This is a genomic window from Pseudomonas sp. Marseille-Q0931 (assembly GCF_940789645.1).
In the GTDB taxonomy this organism is placed as follows: domain Bacteria; phylum Pseudomonadota; class Gammaproteobacteria; order Pseudomonadales; family Pseudomonadaceae; genus Aquipseudomonas.
Genome location: NZ_CALNWT010000017.1, coordinates 22,812 through 43,277, shown reverse-complemented (window position 1 = coordinate 43,277; position 20,466 = coordinate 22,812). Strand labels below are relative to the sequence as shown.

Genomic DNA, 20,466 nt, shown 5'->3' with positions numbered 1-20,466 from the left:
CGTTATGGCAGGTAAACGCTGAAGGCCAGGCTGAACAGCAGGTAGATCAGCACCAGCAACATCGCCGCGATCAGAATTGCGTTGAGGACGCGGCCACTGCGCAGGTAAACGATCGAAAGCACCAGGAAAAGGAAGGTGCTGACGTAGAAACTGACCCACTGGATCGCCGCTAGGTACAACACGGCCAGCAGACCGAAGACCAGCGTACGGCGGGGGAAATGGGTGACGCGAAACTGCCGGAACGCATCCAGCCAGCCACTGCAATCGGGCTTGGTCTTGCCGATCAGCTCGCCGGCGATCTTGAGCGCGGAGAGGATCATCACCAGTGCGACGCCGAGAGGAAATGCCCCTGGCGAGTTGACCGAGGAAAAACCGGAAATCTGATAGGCCAGGTAGAAGATCGCCAGGCTGAAAACCAGCAGCAGGACACAGAATGTGCGCTCGCCTACCAGCATCTTTTCTGTCTTGTTCATGCAATCGCTCCGACAGTGGGGAGGTAAGGGCCGAGTCAGGCTTTGCGCGCAGGCGGCAGCTTGGCAATCAGCGTGCTGATCGGGCGCAGCCAGGAAACCCTGGGCATGTCATGACAGGCGGGAGTGAGGATGGGCATGGCCAGAGTGGACAGCGATGACCAGTCGTCGAGCGACGAGCTGGGAGCCGGGCGAGGAGCGATCCGGGCGGTCGGGGCACGCAGGTGAAAAGGCTGTGACATGACAATTGACCTTCTTATATTTATTGGCTGCTGAAACTTTCGAAGCGTGATGCACAGGCAGAAGATCACTTCGTTTTCAGGCGTGGTTGGAATAGTGGGCCGACCATACCGGCCATTTCAATTCGCCAAACGGAGTTTTGTTCGATAACCGAACAAGAACGAACCGGTTAGTACATTATGCGGTGCGCCGGCAGTATCGCGCGTCAGCGGCTCAGCATCCAGAGGTTCGCGCCCGTCTGGCTCGCATCGGCGGGCGCTTGTCTCTTAGAATCGGCGCAAATTTTCCAGGATCCTCCCATGGCCGGCAGTCAGATCGAACGTGCGCTCAGCCTTCTCGAAAGTCTCACTCGCGACGCCCGTGGCGTGCCGATGCAGGCGCTGGCCGATGAGTTGGGCATTCCCAAGAGTGCTACGCATCGCATGCTCGCCGAGCTGAGCCGCCTGGGCTACGTGCGCCAGGATGCGCTGACCAGTCGCTATCGGCTGACGACCAAGCTGGTGGCGCTGGGCTTTCGCTACCTGGCGGGTAGCGGCGCCGATGTGCTGCAGCCGATCCTCGACGGTCTGGCGCAGAGCAGCGGCGAGCTGGTGCGTCTGGGCGTGATCGAAGGCGAGCGTCAGACCTGGATCGCCAAGAGCCAGGGGGCTCGCTCCGGCCTGCGCTACGACCCCGACATGGGCCGTGACGCGCCGCTGTTCTACACCGCCTCGGGGCATGCCTGGCTGGCCAGCATGAGCGATGCCGAGGCCTTGGGGCTGGTCGCCCGGCAGGGCATCGCCGATCCTGCCGAACTCGGTCCCAACGCGCCGCGCAGCGAGCAGGAACTCTTGCAGCGTCTGGCTTTGGCGCGTCAGCAAGGGTACGCCTGGGTCATGGAAAGCTCGTCGCTGGGCACCGCAGCCCTGGCAGCCGTGGTCCGCCACCCCGTCGAAGGGCGGGTGATCGGTGTGCTGAGCATTGCCGGGCCCAGCGCCCGTTTGCCGTTGATGCGCATCGAGCAGCTGGCGCCCGAACTGCTGGCCGCCGCCGCCGAGCTGTCCGCCGCCAGCCCCGCCTCCGAGTTGTTCGCCTGATCGGCTAATCCCCCCACCCTGTCGTAGGAGCGGCTTCAGCCGCGAAACTCCTGAGCCACGCACTGATCAGCACAAAAAACGTGGGAGGGGCTTTAGCCGCGACAAAGGCTCGCGGCTAAAGCCCCTCCCACGTGTTGTTAATCACGATTTGACGTTGCGGCGGGGCCTCGCGCAATGAACCCACTACACCGGCTCCTGGGTGCTGTCGCACGCCTCGCATTTTCGTCTTGCGTAATTTTTGGAACTAAGTTCTAAATATTAAAAAAGCGCCTACTGCATCCGGCGCACCCACGCGAGCACGACAAACAAGAGGATCACCGCGTGACCGTTCCCCTGCGTATTGCCCTGATCGGTGCCGGCATCATGGGGCGTCAGCACTATCAGCACCTGCAGAACCTGGCCGAAGCGCAGCTGTGCGCCATCGCCGACCCTGGTCCGCAGGCCGAGGCGTTTGCCAACGAGTGCGGCGTGGCATATTTCGCCGACCACCGGCAGATGCTGGAGCAGGTTCGGCCCGAGGCCGTGATCGTTGCCAACCCCAACGCCCTGCATGTCGGCACCGCACTCGACTGCATCGCGGCCGGTGTACCGGTGTTGCTGGAGAAGCCGGTCGGCGTGCATCTGGACGAGGTGCGCGAGCTGGTCGCTGCCAGCGAGCGCAGCGGCGTGCCGGTGCTGGTCGGCCATCATCGTCGGCACAATCCGCTGATCGCCCGCGCCCGCCAGTTGATCGAGCAAGGCACGCTGGGCCACCTGACCACGGTGACCGCGCTGTGGCAGGTGCAGAAGCCCGACAGCTATTACGACATTCCCTGGCGCCGCGAGGCCGGTGCTGGGATGCTGCTGACCAACCTGATCCACGATCTCGATCTGCTGCGTCACCTGTGCGGCGAGGTGCGCCAGGTGCAGGCGATCACCAGCAACGGCGTGCGCGGCTTCGCCAACGAAGACAGCGCGGCGGTGCTGCTGCAGTTCGAAGGCGGTGCGCTGGGCAGCCTGACCGGTTCTGATGCCGCCGCCGCGCCCTGGAGCTGGGAGCTGACATCGGGCGAGAACCCGGTCTACCCGCGCCAAGCCGACCAGCCCTGCTACCTGCTCGCCGGTACGTGCGGGGCCCTGAGCATTCCGCAGCTCAAATGCTGGCACTACGCCGAGGCCGGCGCCGGTTGGCATCAGCCGCTGCAGCAGGTGCAGGAGCGCTTCGACGCCGACGAAACCTTGCGCCGTCAGCTCCTGCATTTCATCGAAGTCGCCCGCGGCCAGGCGCAGCCGCTGGTCAGCGCTGCCGATGCCGGTCGTACCCTGGCGCTGGTCGAGGCCATTCGCCAGGCGGCGGAAATGGGCCGCGCCTGCACTCCCGAAACCATCTGAGCAGAGAGTCATCATGAGCGAACGCATTCTGTCCCTGGCCGCCCTGACCGTACTCGAGCTGTCACCTCCGGAAATGGTCGAAGTCGCGGCGCGCGCCGGCTACAGCCATGTTGGCTTGCGTCTGGTGCCGGCCACGCCACAGGAGCATCACTTCCCGCTGGTCGCCGATGCCGCGCTGCGCGCGCAGACCCTTCAGCGCCTGCGCGATACCGGCATCCGGGTGCTGGATGTGGAGATCCTGCGCCTGAAGCCGGACACCCGTGTCAGCGATTTCGAGGCCATTCTCGCCGTGGGGGCCGAATGCGGCGCCAGCGAACTGCTGGTGGCTGGCAACGACCCGGACGAGGCGCGCCTGACCGACAGCTTCGCCGCACTCTGTGACCTGTCCGCGCAGTACGGCCTGCATCCGCATCTGGAGTTCATGCCCTGGACCGACGCTCGCGACCTGCCCCAGGCGGCACGTATCGTCGACGCGGCGGGGCGCAGCAATGGTTGCGTACTGGTCGATGCCTTTCACTTCGACCGTTCGGCCTCGCGTCTGCAGGACCTGGCGACGATGCCCGCCGAGCGCCTGCGCTACGCTCAATTGTGCGACGTGGCCGGGCCGCGCCCGGATGACATGGACGAGATCCTGCGCCAGGCGCGCAACGAGCGGCGTTTCCCCGGCGAGGGCGATTGCGACCTGCCGGGCCTGCTGCGAACCCTGCCGGCGAACATCCCGCTGAGCCTGGAGATTCCCACCCGGCAGTTGCTGGAGCAGGGCGTCAGTGCGTTGCAGCGGGCCAGCATGGCGCTGGAGAAGACACGGCAGGTGCTTGACCGTCAGTCGTAATCCCGCCAGCCGTTGCCGCAGCCGAGATAGGCGCTGCTCGGTTGCGGCCTGTATAGTTAGTTGTCTTGCTATCTTTTTGCGGCGCGTCCGCTTTCCGGGTATTTCATGAGCACCACTGCATTGTCCGGCGCCAATCATCCGCTCAAGGGGATCGGCCTGATGGTGCTGGCGACCTTCCTGTTCGCCAGTCACGATGCCATGTCCAAATACCTGTCGGGTTTCTACCCGATCATCCTCATCGTCTGGGCGCGCTATCTGGTGCACACCCTGCTGATGGCGGGCATCTTCCTGCCGCAATCCGGGCTACGCGTGCTGCGCACCAAGCGTCCTGGCCTGCAGGTACTGCGTGCGCTGTGTCTGTTGGGTGTGAGCCTGCTGTTCACCACCGGCCTGATGTTCATTCCGCTGGCCGAGGCGACCTCGGTGATCTTTCTCGCGCCGTTGCTGGTGACCGCGCTGTCGGTGCCACTACTCGGCGAGCGTGTCAGCGCGGGGCAGTGGGCCGCGGTGATCATCGGCTTTATCGGCGTGCTGATCATCGTGCATCCGGGCGGCAGCCTGTTCACGCCGGCGGTGCTGCTGCCGCTGAGCGCCGCGTTGTGTTTCAGCGTCTACCAGATCCTCACTCGGCGTTTGAGCGAAGTGGACAGTGCGACCACCAGCAACTTCTTCGCCGGCCTGGTCAACACCCTGGTGATGAGCCTGCTGGTGCCGTTCTTCTGGCATGTACCGAGCGTCACGCACGGCCTGATGATGCTGGCGCTGGGCGGTTGTGGCATGGCTGCCCACCTGATGCTGACCCACGCCTTCCGCCACGCGGCGCCCGCCTTGCTGGCGCCGTTCGGCTACGTGCAGATCGTCTTCGCCGGCCTGCTGGGTCTGCTGGTATTCCAGCACACACCCGATACCACGGCGTTGATCGGCATCCTCATCATCTGCCTCAGTGGCCTGGCTGCGGCCTGGCAGAGCCGGCAGCGGTCTCGCAAATGATCAGTGTTCGATTATCGAACGGAAAACTAACCAGTTCGTTCATTTTGAATTGCTGATCTCCCCAGCCCTGCCAATAATCCAGGCTACGAACAATCCATGAGCGCCGACCAACCGGCCGAGTGAGGGCTCATGAGCACGTCTCGATCCCTCCACTCCGCCCGCTACGGCGCCGCCTCAGCCCGGAGCCGTCTATGCAGCGTTCAATTGCCACCGTTTCCCTCAGCGGTACCCTGCCCGAGAAGCTCGAAGCCATTGCCGCCGCCGGCTTCGACGGCGTGGAAATCTTCGAGAACGACCTGCTCTACTACGACGGCAGCCCCGGCGAGATTCGCAAGCGCTGCGCCGACCTTGGCCTGGCCATCACCCTGTTCCAGCCGTTTCGTGATTTCGAGGGCTGTCGCCGCGACCGCCTGCAGCGCAACATCGACCGTGCCGATCGCAAGTTCGACCTGATGCAGGAGCTGGGCACCGACCTGGTGCTGGTGTGCAGCAACGTCGCCGCCGACTCGCTGGGCGATGACGAAATCCTTATCGACGACCTGCGCCTGCTCGGCGAGCGTGCCGGCGCGCGTGGCCTGCGTATCGGTTATGAAGCGCTGGCCTGGGGGCGTCACGTCAACACCTACCAGCAGGTATGGGACCTGGTGCGCCAGGCCGACCATCCGGCCGTCGGGATGATTCTCGACAGTTTCCATACGCTGTCGCTCAAGGGCGACCCGGCAGCCATCGCCGATATTCCCGGCGACAAGATCTTCTTCGTGCAGATGGCTGATGCGCCGATTCTGGCGATGGACGTGCTGGAGTGGAGCCGTCACTTCCGCTGCTTCCCTGGGCAGGGCGAGTTCGATCTGGCGGGTTTCCTCGCGCCAATCCTGCGTAGCGGTTATCGCGGCCCGCTGTCGCTGGAGATCTTCAACGATGGCTTCCGCGCCGCACCGCCCCGGCAGAACGCGGCCGACGGCCTGCGCTCGCTGCTCTATCTGGAGGAGAAGACCCACAAGCGTCTGGAGAAAGAGGGCTATCAGATCGAGCCGGGCGTGCTCTTCACCCCGCCTGCGGCGCACCGCTACGACGGCGTGGAATTTCTCGAGTTCGCCGTCGACGAGGCCGTCGGCGCGCGTCTCTCCGGCTGGCTGGAGCGCCTGGGCTTCGCCCACGCCGGCCAGCACCGCTCCAAGGATGTCAGCCTGCTGCGTCAGGGCGATATCAACATCGTGCTCAATGCCGAGCCCTATTCCTTCGCGCACAACTTCTTCGAGTCGCACGGCCCTTCGCTCTGCGCCACCGCGCTGCGGGTAAGGAACGGCGCGCAGGCACTGCAGCGTGCCTGCGACTACCGCGGCCAGCCCTATCGTGGCCTGGTCGGGCCCAACGAGCGGGAAATCCCAGCCGTGCGCGCACCGGACGGTAGCCTGATCTATCTGGTAGAGCAGGGCGGAGAAGGGCAGACCATCTACGACACCGATTTCAGCCTCGATGCCAAGGCCCAGGCCAGCGGCGGGCTGCAACGCATCGATCACATGGCCCTGGCGCTGCCGGCCGACTCGCTCGACAGCTGGGTGCTGTTCTACAAGAGCCTGCTGGATTTCGAGGCCGACGACGAAGTGGTGCTGCCCGATCCCTACGGCCTGGTGAAAAGCCGTGCGATCCGCAGCCGCTGCAGCTCGATTCGCCTGCCGCTGAACATCTCGGAGAACCGCAACACCGCCATCGCCCATGCGCTGTCCAGCTATCAGGGCTCCGGCGTGCATCACATCGCCTTCTCCTGCGACGACATCTTCGCCCAGGTGGCGCGGGCCAAGGAGGCCGGCGTGCCGCTGCTGGAGATTCCGCTGAACTACTACGACGACCTGGCCGCGCGCTTCGATTTCGACGACGAGTTCCTCAGCGAGCTGGCCTACTACAACGTGCTGTACGACCGCGATGCCCAGGGCGGCGAGCTTTTCCACGTCTACACCGAGCCGTTCGAGGAACGCTTCTTCTTCGAGATCATTCAGCGCAAGGGCGGCTACGTGGGCTACGGCGCCGCCAACGTCGCGGTACGTCTGGCGGCCATGGCCAAGGCGCGCAGCGGTGGCTTGAAGCGGCCCCGGCTGTAAGCCGGGCGATGCGGCAACCGCTCGGTTGCCGCTGCCTGGCGGCTGTCCGGCCTGCCATAATCCGCACTACCAATACCTATAAAAAAGACATCGCCGTATGACCGAAGCCGTTGCCAACCTGGCCAGCCAACCTACCGAGGTGGTGCGCAAGGTACGTAAGAACAACCCGGAGAAGACCCGCGAGAGCATTCTCCAGGCCGCCATCACGGAGTTCGTCCAGCAGGGCCTGTCCGGGGCTCGTGTGGATGCCATAGCCGAGCGTACCGCGACCTCGAAGCGGATGATCTACTACTACTTTGGCAGCAAGGAGCAGCTCTACCTCGAGGTGCTGGTCAAAGTCTACGGCGATATCCGCGGTACCGAGAGTCGCCTCGACCTGGCCTCGCTGCCGCCGGTACTGGCGATCCGCCGACTGGTGGAGTTCACCTTCGATCACCACGACCGCAACGTCGACTTCGTGCGTATCGTCAGCATCGAGAACATTCACTACGGTGAGTACGTCAAGCAGTCGCCGGCCATCCGCCAGATGAGTAACGTGGTGCTCGACACCCTCGGCAAGACCCTGCGTCGCGGCGAGGAGGAGGGTATTTTCCGACCTGGTATCGATGTGCTCGACGTGCACCTGCTGATCAGTTCCTTCTGCTTCTACCGGGTATCCAACCGTCACACCTTCGGCGAAATCTTCCAGATCGACCTGCCTGACGAACAGGTCAAGCAGCGCCACAAGACGATGATCTGCGACGCCGTGCTGCGCTATATCCAGGGCTGAGCAGATATGAAAAAGCCCCTGGCAGAGTTGTCGCTGCCAGGGGCTTTTTGCATGCGTAGGCTCAGAAGCTGGCGAAGTGCGCCTGCATGCGTTCGGCATCGGCCGGGCGGCCGCTGAATAGTTCGAACGCCTTGACCGCCTGGAACACCGCCATGGTGCCGCCATCCAGCGTGCGGCAGCCGAGGGCGCGGGCGTGGCGCAGCAACTCGGTCTCCAGCGGGAAGTAGATGATCTCCGCAACCCATAATCCGGCATGCAGCAATTCGCTTGGCAGTGGCGTGCCCGGCAGCTTGGCCATGCCCACCGGCGTGGTGTTGACCAGGCCGTCGGCTGCGGCGACTTCACCGGCCAGGTGGTCACCCGCGAAAGCGCGCTCGGCACCAAAGTGTGCGTTGAGATTGTCCGCCAGGGCCTGGGCGCGGCCTGGCTCCACCTCGAAAATGCACAGGCGCTCGACACCTTCGGCAAGTAGGGCATGCGCCACGGCGGCACCAGCGCCACCAGCGCCCATCTGCACCACGCGCCGGCGGGCCACATTGGGCAGGCCACGTCGAAAACCTTCGGCGAAGCCCAGGCAGTCGGTGTTGTGGCCGACGCGCTTGCCGTCCTTGAGCACCACGGTATTCACCGCACCAATGCCCCGGGCTTCGTCCGACAGCTCGTCGAGCAGCGGAATGATTGCCTGTTTGGCCGGAAAGGTGATGTTGAGGCCGGTAAAGCCCATGTGCTGGGCGGCCTCGAGCAGGTTCGGCAGGGCATCGATATCCAGGCCCAGCTGATCGAGGTCGATCAGCCGATAGAGATAGCGCAGGCCCTGCGCATCGCCTTCGCGCTCGTGCATGGCGGGCGTGCGCGAGGCCTGAATGCCTTTGCCGATGAGGCCGGCAAGGATGCCGCTGGTAACGGATGACATGGTCTTAACCCTTGAGCGATTGAGCGAAGTACTGCAGGCCCAGCCGGTAACCCTGATTGCCGAGCCCGCAGATGACACCCACGGCGATCTGCGAGACGAAGGAGTGATGACGGAACGGCTCGCGTTTGTGCACGTTGGACAGGTGCACTTCGATAACCGGCAGCTCGCTGGCCACCAGCGCATCGCGAATCGCCACCGAGGTGTGAGTCCAGGCCGCCGGGTTGATCAGGATGCCGGCGCAGCGTCCGCGCGCGGCATGAATCCAGTCGAGCAGCTCGCCTTCATGATTGGTCTGGCGAAACTCGATTGCCAGGCCATGTTCGGCAGCGGTGTCGGCGCAAAGCTGGGAAATATCGGCGAGGGTTTCGTGCCCGTAGGTGGCCGGTTCGCGCGTTCCGAGCATGTTCAGGTTGGGGCCGTTGAGAACGAGAATGCAGGGCGTCATGGCTGTCTCTTGTTGTTGTGAGGGGCGCCGTGAAAAATGTACTAACTGGTTAATTCAGTCAATCGGGAGGGTGCGCTCACCCTGGGCGCAGCGCCGCGTCACGCCCCCCGGCAGGGCGTCAACGTCAGCAGATACGCGGGCTACGCAGGGGGCGATGAAAGGAGGAAAAGTGGGCGGTTATCGGCCGGCTGGTTCGGTTGTTGCCTGGTCAGCTGCGCTCGCCACCCTGCACCACCTGATTGCGGTTGCCTGGCGAAAGGCAATAAAAAAGCCGGCTTGTGGCCGGCTATTTAGTAGCTGAGAGGCCTGATTTATCTGGTTGGCGCGATTAGTGTTCGGTGCAACCCATGATTTGACCCATACCCTGCAGCTCGCTTGCCGTTAAGTAAATCATAGCCCTATCGGTCAGGCGATACTGTCAGGCCGTTGTGCAGCGTGCATCAAACTCAGCTGCAATCACCGCAGCCTTGCGATCGAATGGCACCACCCCGGTGAACAGATCAGTAAATTGCGGTGCGTCGGCTGGATTGCCTACCAGGCCGGCAATCGTAACGAGCTCGTGGCAATGGTGCTTCGGGACGTTGAGGTGATGTAGGCTTGAACTATGGATCCTGAAATTATCCACGTGCCGGAGCTGGCAAAGCTCTTAGGGCGCACTGAGTCGTCTATTAGGAGCGCAATCCAGTCGCGCGCCGATTGGCTTCCACCTTACTTCAAGCAGGGATCGCGTCTCTGTTGGCGACTGGAGAGTGTTCGGCAGTTCTTACGTGACTATGAGGCGGGCGAACACCGAGCGGTGAAGACGGGGCGGCCGCGACTCAGGCGATAGGCAGTGATTGAGCGGCGCGCATATACCTCACCCCGCCTGAGCGTTCGACACCAAGTCAGAGGCCCAACTGCCAGGCGATATGCTTGATCGTCTGCCCGGCCCTCAGGTGGCGGCGAGCTGCGTTCTTCAGCTCTTCCTGCGCACGAGCCTCAAATTCAGCAGCCATTGCCGCAGCCTTGAGGGCGATCAGCGCTGCCAGATCTGACGGAATGCCCTGAGGCTGCCGGCGGCGGTCGTAGTCATCCAGGTAGTCGCAATCGATCGCGCTCACTCTCATTACCCCCGCGTTCTAACACGCCTCATTGTGCCAGCAGAGCGAATCTGCGGCGCCGGATCTGCCTGGATTTTGAGTTTCATTTTTCGCGGGTATGAAAATTTGGCTCCCCCCGTCGTTCGGGCGCTTGTCGCCTCCATACTTTTCGCCCGCTCTATCGATCCTCCTTCGCAGGTGGCAGGAAGGACGGTGTAAGATTCGCCAGCCACTAGTCAGACATGGAGTGCAGAATGTCGTTTGTTGAAGAGTTTCTAATCAAGACTGGCGAAGTAGATATCGCAGCTATGGATGGCAATACATTCATTAGTCTGCTCATATCGGCATCGTCCTTGGTTGTGGCGTTCTTTTCATTTGCCATTGCGTTGATTGTTCTTTTTTATGCTGCATACCAGCACTTTTCAAAAAGAGGCGTGGAGTTTCACGGACTGTTCCAGGTTTCTAGTAGCGCTTGGAGTAATCAGCCGTATGTGAGTGAGGTTGTTATTGAAAACTTTAAAGATAAAGCGGTGGCGGTTAGCACGATATACTTGAGGGTGGATAGTAATATTTATTTGGAGCTGGTGGACTATACTCATTCGCCGCGCGTGTTAAGTCCTTTTGAAACAATTAAGCTGAGCTTTCATGAGGGTGTTTCTGGATATATTGCGTCAACCTATAAGGCGAGCATAGGCAAGATGCTGCTCGATCACAAAATCCCTAAGTCTTTGGTGGTGGCAACGCCCAGCGGTTTATCTGTCGTGCGGAAGTACAAGACGTATTGGAACGTCTATTTTGAATCTCTGCGGAACAATTTCATAATACCTGTAAGGCCGGTGAAGAAGATTCATAATGGCCAGTACTATGCTGATACGCTGAAATTTATTGTTATGGAAAAGACATCCGTCGGAGAGGAGAAAGAGCATCGCCTATATAGCGGTGGTAATTACACGATAGGAGGTGTGACTGTTAGTGCGGATGATATTGAGGGGGCGTCTCAGTTGGAGAGAATTTTAGCCTCCTCTGGGTTGATGACTTGGGGCTTCTCTGTGGAATCTGTTAATTATGAGTTTAAGGATTTTGAAAGTTATGCAGATGTGGATGTTCCTCATTATGGCTTTTTTATGACGCATGTTGTAGGCAATATTTATACATGGCTAAATCGGTGGGCTTTCAAATTGAAGTCGAAAAGGAAAAAGTAGAGGGCAGATATGCTATCTGCTCCAGGGCTTTTGATGTTTTAGCTGACGACCATGTTCCAATGTTGGCTTTTCCAAGGCTTGACTCGCAGCATTGCCTGCCCGGCCCAACCCTGCTGCTGATCAGAATTAGCCCTGTTGCTGAGACAGCTTTGGGCCTGGCCTACAGGTGATCGAACATCACATGCAGAGGCGGTTTTGGCTAACTTTTCGCGTTCCTTCATCCTCTCTCCCCGTAGAAATGCTGGATAGGCCGTAAGCGGCGGTCGCCTTAGGCGTAGCGGGATTTGGCAGAAGCGCAGGAACACGGTACTTAGGGTTACGGGAGGATTTCTCCCCTGACCCGACACATGGCGGGTTCATCCTGGATTTGAGGATGAACGATTCGTTCACCCCCACTGGGGGAATATCTCGACCGCCAATGGCGGATGAACCGAATTTCCTCAAAGTGAGAAAATTCCACTGCACAGTGGGATTTTGGGGGCTGGTTACGCAGGCGATGGCGCAAATCTGCGCCATGCACGAGAAAGCCTGCAATGCAGGGAATCTGCTGCTGTTAATCTGGCTGAGCGTGCTGCTGGCCCTTCCGGTCAGTTTCGGTGCCCCGATTGGTAGCTGCCGTGCACGCATCCGTTACTGTCATAGCCGACAGAGGTTTGATCCAGATACTTGTCGTTCCAGTACGTGCTTGCGCCGGCACCTCGAGCATGGCCGTCACGATTGGGCGCGCCATACATCGATTCAACGTCCTTGCGGGACATGCCAGGCACGATCTCTCCGCGCACTTTGGCGGTACGTAAATCGCGATCAGACAGACCAGTACTGCATGGCGAACGCTCAGCAGACCCGCCAACAACGGTTACTGATGTTCCACTACTGGTCTGTTGGGCTGGTTGCTGTGTATAACGCTGGGCAGAGGGATATTGCTGCGCTGTCGCCCGGCTAGCGGGCTCCGCCATTTTCGTCGGTGCGCTGGTACCGCTTGGGGCTTGGTTGCGTGCTGATACCACGTCATCAAGAGCGTGGTTATCGGGACAGTTTTGCTGGGTGAATGTCACCTTGCCCTTGGCATCGACGCATTTGAATACGCTCGCAGCTTGAGCTGCTGGCATGGCTCCAGCGAGCAGGCACATCAAGAAAACTGATCTGGTCATGGGGTTCCCTCCCTGCGGCTTGCTTTGGCAATTTACCATCGTTGTGCCACCACACAAAACTTCGACGGGCTGGGAGAGGAGTAGCCCCGCGCGCGTGACGCTGGGGCTGTGATGATCAAACCAGGTCTGTGGCTGGGTAGTAGAGCGCGAGCGTGGTAGCTATCACGCCTGCGGTATCAAGGTCTTTTTGCTCGCGCTCACGCCTCAACCAAAGCACTTTGGTTTTGGCCTTTGCAGCGTCTTCGGTTTGCAGGTGAAGGCGAAAAACGATCCAGAGCGGCTCCTGGATATCGGCAGTGGTAGCGCCTTGAAACACGGCGATGTCTGAAGGCGAACAGCCGAGCCGAGCAGCGATCTGCCTGGCATGCTCGGCGGTTACTTCATTAGGGGATGGCTCTACCGTTTCAACAACGCTGAAGGGCGCCTGCAGTAGCCTTTCGAGCCACCATTGGGAGGTGCCAAGCCGCTCATCCAGAGTCTCATCGGGGAGGCTCATAAGCTCAGAGCTGTTGGGCAACCGATCCAACCGAATGTGCAAATCCGGGTAGCGCGCCAGGAGCATGTCCATGGCCTCGCCGGCCTCTGCCGCAGTGGGAAAAGGGCCGAGCCCGCTGGGGAACTTGAACACCGGATGGTGTGTAGACAGGTAGTAGCAAAGCAGTCGACCGCCATTGCGGTTCCATTGATTAGCCATGGGCTATCTCCTATGCGCGCGACCAAACTTCAACCGAAGCAGCTTCAGATCGAGCTCAGTTGACTTGTGAACGATTACCTCATGGGTTTGCCCACCACCCAAGTCGAGCCCAAGATAACCGTAGTCGCTCAGATCCGGCCCACGTGAAGCCTCGACCGTGCGTTCTATCTGCTGCGCTGCAATCGGCACGCTGGGCACCAGGGCACTACTCACCAACCCACCATCGGCGAACCTGGGCAATTGGCGGCTGTTGAGTCGCTGCAGCAGCGCGGAGCCATAGTGCCTCACGGCATCCGCGCGCATAACGAACTCCCCATTGGAGAGCCTGGCCAGAATGCTGTCACTGGTGCCGGTACCCGGTCCACGGATCAGCCCACCGTCGGCGTAGCCATCAACTTGGCCGGCAGGGGCGGCGCCGGCTTGCCCAGCCACTGGCGTAACCGGAATGACCAGCTCCCGCTTGAAGCGTTGCGCCAACTGCGCAAGCTGGCCGTATACCTTGTCCAGTGCCGTTTGATCCATCGTGACGGTGATGGTGGTGTCCTTCAGTTCATCGAGCAGGCCCTTGAGGTCTACTACCTGCTTCTGAGCCTGATCGAAGCTGCTCTGGGCATTGTCGAGGTTGACCTTGTCGGCCTGAACTTCGATGCCTTTCAGGCTTTCGATGATGCCTGCGAAGCCATAACTGTTTGCCCCGGCATCCGCCAGCTCCATCAGCATTTTCAAGGCCGCTTGGGCGTTCTTCTTCGCTCCATCGAAGTCTTTCGCTTCCAGAGCCTGCCGTGCTTCCATCCGTAAATCCATTACGCCGGCGAAGCTGGCCTGCCCAGTGCCGCCAGAACGAAGGCGGTCGAGTGCGTCCTTGTAGCGCGTTTCGGTGTCGAGCTGTGCCTGCTTGGCCTTTTCCAGTTCCTTGAGCGCTTCCTGCTCGGCCTTCGCGCGAGCTTTTACCGTATCGGCCGAAGCCTTAACTTCGGCGTCACGCAGCTTTGCCAGCTCGCTGAACTTCTCGCGCTTGGAGTCCACCTCCTGCTGATCGAGCTTCTTCTGCTCATCGAGCGCCTGGCGTTCGGCCTCGCGTTGCTGGCGGGCTGCTTCCTGTTGCGCCTTGTAGGCCTCCAGGCTCATACCGGAAAGCTCGGCGCCGACCTTGGCGATTTCCTCTTCCAGTTCCTTGCGCCACCGCACCAACCCTTCCGGGTCGAATTGCTTCATGAGCACGGCCACGGTATTGGAGCCGATGAAACTGTCACCAGTGATCGCGTTATTGACCTCTTTCAAGGTCTTTTCCAGCTTGGTCAGCTTGTCGACGTTGCCGCTTGCCTTGGCTGCCGCATAGCCAATGTTGTCGCCCAGTTCGGCGAAGCCGCTCGCAGCCGATACCGCAACGCTCGCCAGGTACACCATGGCGGACGCGATCTTGACCAGGTTCTCGACGATCAGTGGATCACCGATGGTCTTGGTCAGATCCTCGATTGCTGCAACTAAGGGCTTGGTGTCGGCTTTGCCGATGGCGTCTTGCCAGGCGTTATTGAGCCGGGTGAGCGCATCGCTAACCAGGACGCTCATGCCATCGACTGCGCCGCCGAGAGAATCGATCTGGCCAATCACCGCCGGCACCCAAACGTCCGTGGTGAGTTGCCCTGCGCTAGCCATCTTCGCCAGCTCTTCACGAGTTACACCGAGTGACCGGGTAAGGGCATCGGCCAGGGCCGGCGTCGTGCGGATCATGGCCTTGAACGCATCGCCCTGCAGCTTTCCGTCCTGCAGGGCATTGCTGAACTGTTGCAATGCAGCGGCGGCACGCTCGCCCCGGGCGGCACTGGCCACCAGGCCAAGACCAACTGCCTCGACAAAGCTCAGCACCTCATCATTGCTGAAACCGCGGTCACGCAGAGGCGCCAGGGCGTTCACGAAGTTTTCAGCGTTACCCCGCATATCCGTGAATGTGCGGTCTGAAACCTCGCGCAACCGTTCCATGCCCTGCGCATACTCTTCCTGGCTGCCACTGGCGAGCTTGATACGGTCGGTCAACTCCACCCAGTTGTCTGCAATGCGGATAACGCCCTGCAGGCCGCGAAGGGCGCCGTATGCTCCGCCGAACTGAGCCGCCAGGGTGGCAGCTCCACCACCAAGGCGTGACTGCTGCTGCTCGGCATTGACGCCGCGCATAGCCTGCTGCGTTTCGCGCACCCGCTGAGTCAGCGCCTGCTGAGCCACAGCCAGTTCACGGGCCGTAAGGGTGCCGCTGTTGCGCAGTAGCTGGTACTGACCACGCAGGCGCTCCACCTCGACTTGGGCCGCGCGATAGCGACCAACGCCCAGATCCTGAACTGCCGCCCTGATGGCCTGATCATTGCGACCAGATGTGAGCCCCTTGGCCAGCGTGCTTTGGAGCCGTTGCTGCTCCGCGGCCAGGTTCCGGGTATCTACCCCTGCGGCTTGTAGTTCGGCGCGCTGCTCGCGCACCTTGGCTTTCTGCCGATCAAACTCACGGGTAGCGTTGGCCAAAGTGCGCTGCGCCTGGGTATAGGCGTGATCGAGCTGGCGCACTGGCTGACCAGCCTGCTCTATGGCCCGTTTCAGCTCGTCAACCCGGCGCCTTGCTTCGAAGTAAGCGCTACTTGCTGCTTTAGCGTTCTGTTGAGTTTCCTTCAAGGCATCGATCTGGCGTAGCGGCTTCTCAATGCTGCGCACCAGTTCTGCATACTCGCGGCGAAAACCGGCCACCTCTTTCGTGGCTTGGCCGGCGTCGGCTGTTAACTTGAGCTCAACGTCTGTCATTGGTGCCTCCTGTGGCATTCAGTGACGCGAGAAAGAACGACCATCCATAGAAAGGGGCGCTGGAGTGCCCTAGCTGCACCATGGCCGTGATACACCGATCCAGCTCTCTCAAGCTGTGGGCGCCGCCGGCTTCACTAGACGCCCCATGAACGCGAAAAAATCGGGGTTCAGCTCCTTGCAGAGCGCGATCACCTCCTGCAGTTGGGAGGGGCGCAGTTCGTCCACCTGGTCGCGCGTCAGGCTGGTCATGCGTAGTAGATCGCTGATGGAGCACTCTGTGAAAAAAGCTTCGTCCACCAGATCGCGTTGGGGCTGGGGATTGAGCAGCTCGGTCAACCAGGAACGAACCTGCAATACGCTCAGTTCGCGCACGGTTACCGAGATGCTGCCTAGCTGCAGTTCTTTGCTGTTGGTGATGTTCTGGGTCATGGTCGTTTCTCCGGAGCGTCTTCGGAAGGTTGGTCTGGTACTGGGTCATGGCTGTAGGAGAGGCCAAGCTTCTTGGCCCTCGCTGCATCCGCTTGGTTCTTCTGGTCGATCTCCTCAACGTCGTATCCGCGCTCGGCGGCGGCGTCGGCCCGGGAACTCAGGCCGCCCTTGATCAGCATCAGTTCGCCCTGGGCGTCCTGCACCGGATGCAGGTAGCGCCAGGCTTGCGGGCGCCAGTCGCAGGCCAGGTATTCACGGCGGCGCGTGGCGTAGTCCGGCGCACGCAGGCGCCCAGCCAGCACAGCGGCATCAATGAAGGCCTCCCACATCCGCTGGCAGAGCTGCGGAATGGTGTAAAGCCACTGGTACTGCTCGATGTGGCGGCGGTACTCGTTCAGCAACGCCCGCAGGATGCGGTCGTTTACGTTGCGCATGTCACCCGACAGCAGTTCATAGGGGATGCCCAGCGCTGCCGCGACCCCCATCAGTTGCTGCCGCATGAAGTCGCCGTAGCCGCCGCCCTGATCACCGTCGAACAACTGGATTTCTTCGCCTGGCAGCAGCGCCGGGAAGGTGCCCGGCTCCAGGCTTACGACTGGGACGCCGCTACTGGAGTCAATCGGGTCGCCGGTGAACGGATCAAACTTGAAATCTTCTTCGTCGTAGCCCTGACGCTTGATTGCGCCGGTGTAGTTGGCTCTCGTTTTCTTGCGGGTCAGCTCGGCGTCGTCGTACTCGTCGAAGTCGCGAGCCTTGACCAGTGCCTGCACGGTTTCAGCCATGCCACGCACCTGGCCAGGCCGCATCGGAGCGAAGTGGTGAATGATGTCCCGAGCATCAATCGGGACCAACTGTGTATTACCAAGACCAGGCTCGCCTGGGTGCCGCGCATACATCCAGTACCGAGTGCGCTTGCCATTAGCGAACTCAACGCCTGCAACTACCTGGCGATCCGAGCGCTGTTCGTTATGGGTATGAGGGCACTGGTCGGCTTCTATCAGCTGAAACTGCAGCGGTACCGGCAGGCCGGCATTCAGCGGCATGCGATGGATGCGCACGAATACTTCACCGGCTTCCTTACGCGAGCGCACAGCCAGAGCCATCAGCCCGTATACGTCCAGCACGCCGTCATGATCGGCAGTCTTGGCGAACTCTTCTTCCCATAGCGCATTGGCGGCCATCGCGAAGGCTCTGTCCTTGGCCTTGCTGCGTGGCTTGATGCCGGTGCCGATCTCGTTGCTTACCCAGTTGCCAATGCCGTTGGCGATCCAGCCATTGTTGCGAGCGGCATCGCGCGAGCGAGCCCGCACGGTGCTGAGCTGGCCGACTACGGATCGAGTTGGGCCGGCAGCGCCTGGCGCCCAACCTTTCAGGCGGCGGCCCTGGCTTGCTGCATCGTAAGTGGCCTGGGCCAATGGCATGCCGTCAATCACGAAGCCGAGGCTGCCCAAGGTCTTAAGTTCCATCAAGGTTTCTCCCTGGCACTTAAGCCTGTTCAAACCGAAGCCAGGTCATGAATCGTAAGGCTGCGGTCTTCGGCTTTTTCCAGGAGGCAGTAACGATCAATGGTGTGTCGTGACTTGGTGGCAAGCAGTGGCAATGCCAGTCCGTCAAGCATGTGCAGTCGCCCTCCTTGCATCATGTCCACTGAAGCAATGAGGGCGCCCAACTCACTGAGCTCGGCTGCTTTCTGGTTCCATTGCTCTCCGAGCTTCAGCAGGGCGGCCTCGGCTGCCTTGATCTCTTCTTCCTGAATCTGGCGCTCCAATTCATCAATGGCCTTCGTGAGATTGGCCGCTTCGGCGACCATCGCGTCTATAGCGCGCTGCTTGATGCGGTTGCTGGATTCCTTCGCGACAGAGAGTTCGACTGCCTTCTCCATTTGCAGGGAGGCGGCTTGTTTTTCTTCCTCGCAAGTTGCACCCGCGATAGCTTGGGCGGCGCCTTGCTCTGCTTGTGCGGCTATGGCCAGGGAAGAGCTGATCTCGTTCTGAGTCTCGGCGATGCGGCGGGAAAGTTGATCTTGATTGGCCTGAAGGGTTGCGGCTTGTTTTCCAAACTCGATTGCCTTGGCAGTCGATGCAGCGATCACCTGATCAGCGTTAAAGGCTTGCTCGAGCATAGAGAGCTCCGCCTCCAACTGAGCAATCTCGCGTGGCAAGTCGGAAATTCGCGAATTAACCAGAGACAGACGGCCATGAATCTCCCGGGCCGGGCTGTTGATACTGCTCTCAGAAGCTGTGCCGGCCGGGGCGCGAGCCCTCGAACCGGCTTTACGGGCTGCCTGAAGCTGTTCTTGCAGTTGCGGTTGCTCTGCCTGAAGTGTCTGTAACTCCAGCCGCAGCTCTTCGAGCTTGGCTTTGATTGCGTCACTGCGGAATTGGTCGGGCTTGCTCTTTTTGATCCGGCTCATGCTCTGTCGGCCTCTACTGGTTGCCGTTGTCGATGCATTAAGCCTATTGGCTAGGGCTGGGCGGCACCTACGTGCCCAGCCCACTGCCCATCGGATCGTGCGCCAGGTAGTGAGTACAACCTTTGGCCTATCAGAGCTTATAGGTGAGCACGTATCGTTCGATCCGAGTCTGGAAGACCGAGTGCAGCTTTGACCATTGGTGCTAGCTGGCGCTTGCTGGCTGGATAGAGCCGGCCGGCCTGTATCTCGGATGCACAGTCGCGCCATCGTTGGTACTCAGCCTCCCGCTCGGCGGATCCATCTCGTGGACGCAGAGCAAGGCTTTGCATGTGCTGCCTGGTCGCAGCCCCGAGTGCGGCATCTGAGTTACTGAGTAGCTGCAACTTACTCAACTCGATGCCGAGCATTGCGGCGGCGCGCTCGAACTCAGCTCGGCTAACGAGTAGGTCATCGATCGTGATTGCCGTTCCCTCTGCGCTGCTGAGAAGCGAGTAGGTGGCCTCGGAGTTATCGCTGTTACCAGGTGACGGCTCCAGTAGTGCTTTTCGGATGATGGCTGTTCCAGCGGTGATGCAGGCCCGCGCATCATCCGGGGTGAGTCTTGCGAGTGTTTTCCCGCTGAATGGACGGCGTTGGGTTATTGCCGTTATGGCGTCAATTCCCAACGCCCCCCAATAGCCCTCGGGGAGTGGTTTTCGCGTGCAAACAGCAAGCGCACCTTGTGCCACTAACTCGCGCACCAGGCCGCTGGATATACCCAGCAAACTTGCTGCCTCTTGGAGCGGAACGGCTGCCGCAAACTCTGGCCAAGCACATGGCATCGTCAATACCTCACATCTGAAATCGCTGTGCGCTCCCAATGGCCCGGCTTGTACATCTGAGCAGCCTCATGGCGGCTGGAAATGTACAAGTCTCCCAATGCCCTGTATCGGCCAGACCTCAGTATCTACGGGCCCTCCAGAGCCACGAATGGAGCCTTGTGGTGGAGCACTAGAAAACCGAAAAATTGTCGACTACCGCGCGGCTCAACGCCTTCCCCGTGGGGGCCGGGGGTAGGCCAGGGACCCCTCCGGCGTGCCGCAGTTGGGGTAGCCGGAATGCCAGGCTCTATGCCGTGGTTCGGTCTACCTGGGCGGGTGCTCGGTTGGCGTATCCCAGCGGTCTGTGGCGCCGACCCCAGTGTGTGGTCGAGGGTCTTCACGGGGCTTTCTTCTGTCTTCTCGGGCGACGATGGTCCCCAGCGTTTGACCTGATCATGCGACTGATCAATGAGTCATCTTGCGGAAGTATCTCGGGAGGCGTCAGCTCCCTGTAGCGAGCGTCATTGGCTACGTAGTAGGAGCGCCCGACCTTCTGGGCTGGAGGATCAAATCTGCCGCTACGTGCCCACATCCTCAGTGTTGCGGCTGAAGGCGGTGTTTCAAAGGTCAGCTCTGCCCAGCGCGCCAGGGTCACCAGTTTCATAGATTGAGCATCCTTGGGTTTGTGGTAATTGGGGGCATGCAGCTT

General features: G+C 60.8%; 20 protein-coding genes. 8 read left to right on the top strand and 12 right to left on the bottom strand.

Annotated features, from left to right (window positions below):
- Positions 1-2: 2 nt before the first annotated feature.
- A complete protein-coding gene (locus P3C50_RS21590) occupies positions 3-473 on the bottom strand; it encodes a tripartite tricarboxylate transporter TctB family protein (RefSeq protein ID WP_275547561.1) in 471 nt (156 codons plus the stop codon).
- Between the two features lie 35 nt (positions 474-508).
- On the bottom strand, positions 509-712 hold the full coding sequence (locus P3C50_RS21585; protein WP_275547560.1) for a hypothetical protein: 204 nt from the start codon (positions 710-712) through the stop codon (positions 509-511).
- A 297-nt stretch (positions 713-1,009) separates the two neighbouring features.
- On the opposite strand from P3C50_RS21585, the gene P3C50_RS21580 reads away from it, so the two are divergent.
- From P3C50_RS21580 to P3C50_RS21555, 6 genes are all read left to right on the top strand, one after another.
- The gene (locus P3C50_RS21580; protein ID WP_197855535.1) at positions 1,010-1,786 is read left to right on the top strand and encodes an IclR family transcriptional regulator; all 777 of its coding nucleotides are present in this window, start codon (positions 1,010-1,012) and stop codon (positions 1,784-1,786) included.
- 321 nt (positions 1,787-2,107) lie between these two features.
- The gene (locus P3C50_RS21575) at positions 2,108-3,157 is read left to right on the top strand and encodes a Gfo/Idh/MocA family protein (RefSeq protein ID WP_275547559.1); all 1,050 of its coding nucleotides are present in this window, start codon (positions 2,108-2,110) and stop codon (positions 3,155-3,157) included.
- 13 nt (positions 3,158-3,170) lie between these two features.
- Positions 3,171-3,989 (top strand): sugar phosphate isomerase/epimerase family protein, encoded by an 819-nt coding sequence (locus P3C50_RS21570; protein WP_275547558.1) that lies wholly within the window; start codon positions 3,171-3,173, stop codon positions 3,987-3,989.
- Positions 3,990-4,094: 105 nt separating this feature from the next.
- Complete coding sequence (locus P3C50_RS21565; RefSeq protein ID WP_275547557.1) at positions 4,095-4,979, top strand: DMT family transporter; 885 nt, start codon at positions 4,095-4,097, stop codon at positions 4,977-4,979.
- Positions 4,980-5,170: 191 nt separating this feature from the next.
- Positions 5,171-7,078, top strand: a complete 1,908-nt coding sequence (gene quiC, locus P3C50_RS21560; protein WP_275547556.1) for a 3-dehydroshikimate dehydratase QuiC — start codon at positions 5,171-5,173, stop codon at positions 7,076-7,078.
- Positions 7,079-7,175: 97 nt separating this feature from the next.
- Positions 7,176-7,847, top strand: coding sequence for a TetR/AcrR family transcriptional regulator (locus P3C50_RS21555; RefSeq protein WP_197855530.1), 672 nt, complete (start codon positions 7,176-7,178; stop codon positions 7,845-7,847).
- A gap of 61 nt (positions 7,848-7,908) precedes the next feature.
- Here P3C50_RS21555 and P3C50_RS21550 read toward each other — a convergent pair whose 3' ends face one another.
- The gene (locus P3C50_RS21550; RefSeq protein ID WP_275547555.1) at positions 7,909-8,760 is read right to left on the bottom strand and encodes a shikimate dehydrogenase; all 852 of its coding nucleotides are present in this window, start codon (positions 8,758-8,760) and stop codon (positions 7,909-7,911) included.
- Positions 8,761-8,764: 4 nt separating this feature from the next.
- Complete coding sequence (aroQ, locus tag P3C50_RS21545; RefSeq protein ID WP_275547554.1) at positions 8,765-9,205, bottom strand: type II 3-dehydroquinate dehydratase; 441 nt, start codon at positions 9,203-9,205, stop codon at positions 8,765-8,767.
- A gap of 604 nt (positions 9,206-9,809) precedes the next feature.
- On the opposite strand from aroQ, the gene P3C50_RS21540 reads away from it, so the two are divergent.
- Positions 9,810-10,034: a hypothetical protein gene (locus P3C50_RS21540; protein WP_275547553.1), complete on the top strand. Its 225-nt coding sequence runs from the start codon at positions 9,810-9,812 to the stop codon at positions 10,032-10,034.
- A 55-nt stretch (positions 10,035-10,089) separates the two neighbouring features.
- On the opposite strand, the gene P3C50_RS21535 is transcribed toward P3C50_RS21540, so the two are convergent.
- Positions 10,090-10,311, bottom strand: coding sequence for a hypothetical protein (locus tag P3C50_RS21535; protein ID WP_275547552.1), 222 nt, complete (start codon positions 10,309-10,311; stop codon positions 10,090-10,092).
- Between the two features lie 227 nt (positions 10,312-10,538).
- On the opposite strand from P3C50_RS21535, the gene P3C50_RS21530 reads away from it, so the two are divergent.
- Positions 10,539-11,486: a hypothetical protein gene (locus P3C50_RS21530; RefSeq protein WP_275547551.1), complete on the top strand. Its 948-nt coding sequence runs from the start codon at positions 10,539-10,541 to the stop codon at positions 11,484-11,486.
- 587 nt (positions 11,487-12,073) lie between these two features.
- On the opposite strand, the gene P3C50_RS21525 is transcribed toward P3C50_RS21530, so the two are convergent.
- The 7 genes from P3C50_RS21525 to P3C50_RS21495 all read right to left on the bottom strand — a co-directional run bounded on the left by P3C50_RS21525 (position 12,074) and on the right by P3C50_RS21495 (position 20,421).
- Complete coding sequence (locus P3C50_RS21525) at positions 12,074-12,637, bottom strand: DUF4124 domain-containing protein (protein ID WP_275547550.1); 564 nt, start codon at positions 12,635-12,637, stop codon at positions 12,074-12,076.
- Positions 12,638-12,752: 115 nt separating this feature from the next.
- The gene (locus P3C50_RS21520; protein ID WP_275547549.1) at positions 12,753-13,331 is read right to left on the bottom strand and encodes a hypothetical protein; all 579 of its coding nucleotides are present in this window, start codon (positions 13,329-13,331) and stop codon (positions 12,753-12,755) included.
- Between the two features lie 3 nt (positions 13,332-13,334).
- A complete protein-coding gene (locus P3C50_RS21515) occupies positions 13,335-16,115 on the bottom strand; it encodes a tape measure protein (RefSeq protein WP_275547548.1) in 2,781 nt (926 codons plus the stop codon).
- A 108-nt stretch (positions 16,116-16,223) separates the two neighbouring features.
- Positions 16,224-16,544 (bottom strand): hypothetical protein, encoded by a 321-nt coding sequence (locus tag P3C50_RS21510; RefSeq protein WP_275547547.1) that lies wholly within the window; start codon positions 16,542-16,544, stop codon positions 16,224-16,226.
- Positions 16,541-18,010, bottom strand: a complete 1,470-nt coding sequence (locus P3C50_RS21505; protein WP_275547546.1) for a phage portal protein — start codon at positions 18,008-18,010, stop codon at positions 16,541-16,543. The genes P3C50_RS21510 and P3C50_RS21505 overlap by 4 nt, the downstream gene beginning before the upstream one ends.
- 29 nt (positions 18,011-18,039) lie before the next feature.
- Positions 18,040-18,957, bottom strand: coding sequence for a hypothetical protein (locus tag P3C50_RS21500; protein ID WP_275547545.1), 918 nt, complete (start codon positions 18,955-18,957; stop codon positions 18,040-18,042).
- Positions 18,958-20,154: 1,197 nt separating this feature from the next.
- Positions 20,155-20,421, bottom strand: a complete 267-nt coding sequence (locus P3C50_RS21495; RefSeq protein ID WP_275547544.1) for an excisionase — start codon at positions 20,419-20,421, stop codon at positions 20,155-20,157.
- Between the last annotated feature and the right edge of the window lie 45 nt (positions 20,422-20,466).

Excerpts from the sequence above, each read along its gene's own strand:
- P3C50_RS21590 (WP_275547561.1), bottom strand. The coding sequence starts at position 473 with ATGAACAAGACAGAAAAGATGCTGGTAGGCGAGCGCACATTCTGTGTC.
- P3C50_RS21585 (WP_275547560.1), bottom strand. The coding sequence starts at position 712 with ATGTCACAGCCTTTTCACCTGCGTGCCCCGACCGCCCGGATCGCTCCT.
- P3C50_RS21580 (WP_197855535.1), top strand. The coding sequence starts at position 1,010 with ATGGCCGGCAGTCAGATCGAACGTGCGCTCAGCCTTCTCGAAAGTCTC.
- P3C50_RS21570 (WP_275547558.1), top strand. The coding sequence starts at position 3,171 with ATGAGCGAACGCATTCTGTCCCTGGCCGCCCTGACCGTACTCGAGCTG.
- P3C50_RS21565 (WP_275547557.1), top strand. The coding sequence starts at position 4,095 with ATGAGCACCACTGCATTGTCCGGCGCCAATCATCCGCTCAAGGGGATC.
- quiC (WP_275547556.1), top strand. The coding sequence starts at position 5,171 with ATGCAGCGTTCAATTGCCACCGTTTCCCTCAGCGGTACCCTGCCCGAG.
- P3C50_RS21555 (WP_197855530.1), top strand. The coding sequence starts at position 7,176 with ATGACCGAAGCCGTTGCCAACCTGGCCAGCCAACCTACCGAGGTGGTG.
- P3C50_RS21550 (WP_275547555.1), bottom strand. The coding sequence starts at position 8,760 with ATGTCATCCGTTACCAGCGGCATCCTTGCCGGCCTCATCGGCAAAGGC.
- aroQ (WP_275547554.1), bottom strand. The coding sequence starts at position 9,205 with ATGACGCCCTGCATTCTCGTTCTCAACGGCCCCAACCTGAACATGCTC.
- P3C50_RS21540 (WP_275547553.1), top strand. The coding sequence starts at position 9,810 with ATGGATCCTGAAATTATCCACGTGCCGGAGCTGGCAAAGCTCTTAGGG.
- P3C50_RS21535 (WP_275547552.1), bottom strand. The coding sequence starts at position 10,311 with ATGAGAGTGAGCGCGATCGATTGCGACTACCTGGATGACTACGACCGC.
- P3C50_RS21530 (WP_275547551.1), top strand. The coding sequence starts at position 10,539 with ATGTCGTTTGTTGAAGAGTTTCTAATCAAGACTGGCGAAGTAGATATC.
- P3C50_RS21525 (WP_275547550.1), bottom strand. The coding sequence starts at position 12,637 with ATGACCAGATCAGTTTTCTTGATGTGCCTGCTCGCTGGAGCCATGCCA.
- P3C50_RS21520 (WP_275547549.1), bottom strand. The coding sequence starts at position 13,331 with ATGGCTAATCAATGGAACCGCAATGGCGGTCGACTGCTTTGCTACTAC.
- P3C50_RS21515 (WP_275547548.1), bottom strand. The coding sequence starts at position 16,115 with ATGACAGACGTTGAGCTCAAGTTAACAGCCGACGCCGGCCAAGCCACG.
- P3C50_RS21510 (WP_275547547.1), bottom strand. The coding sequence starts at position 16,544 with ATGACCCAGAACATCACCAACAGCAAAGAACTGCAGCTAGGCAGCATC.
- P3C50_RS21505 (WP_275547546.1), bottom strand. The coding sequence starts at position 18,010 with ATGGAACTTAAGACCTTGGGCAGCCTCGGCTTCGTGATTGACGGCATG.
- P3C50_RS21500 (WP_275547545.1), bottom strand. The coding sequence starts at position 18,957 with ATGAGCCGGATCAAAAAGAGCAAGCCCGACCAATTCCGCAGTGACGCA.
- P3C50_RS21495 (WP_275547544.1), bottom strand. The coding sequence starts at position 20,421 with ATGAAACTGGTGACCCTGGCGCGCTGGGCAGAGCTGACCTTTGAAACA.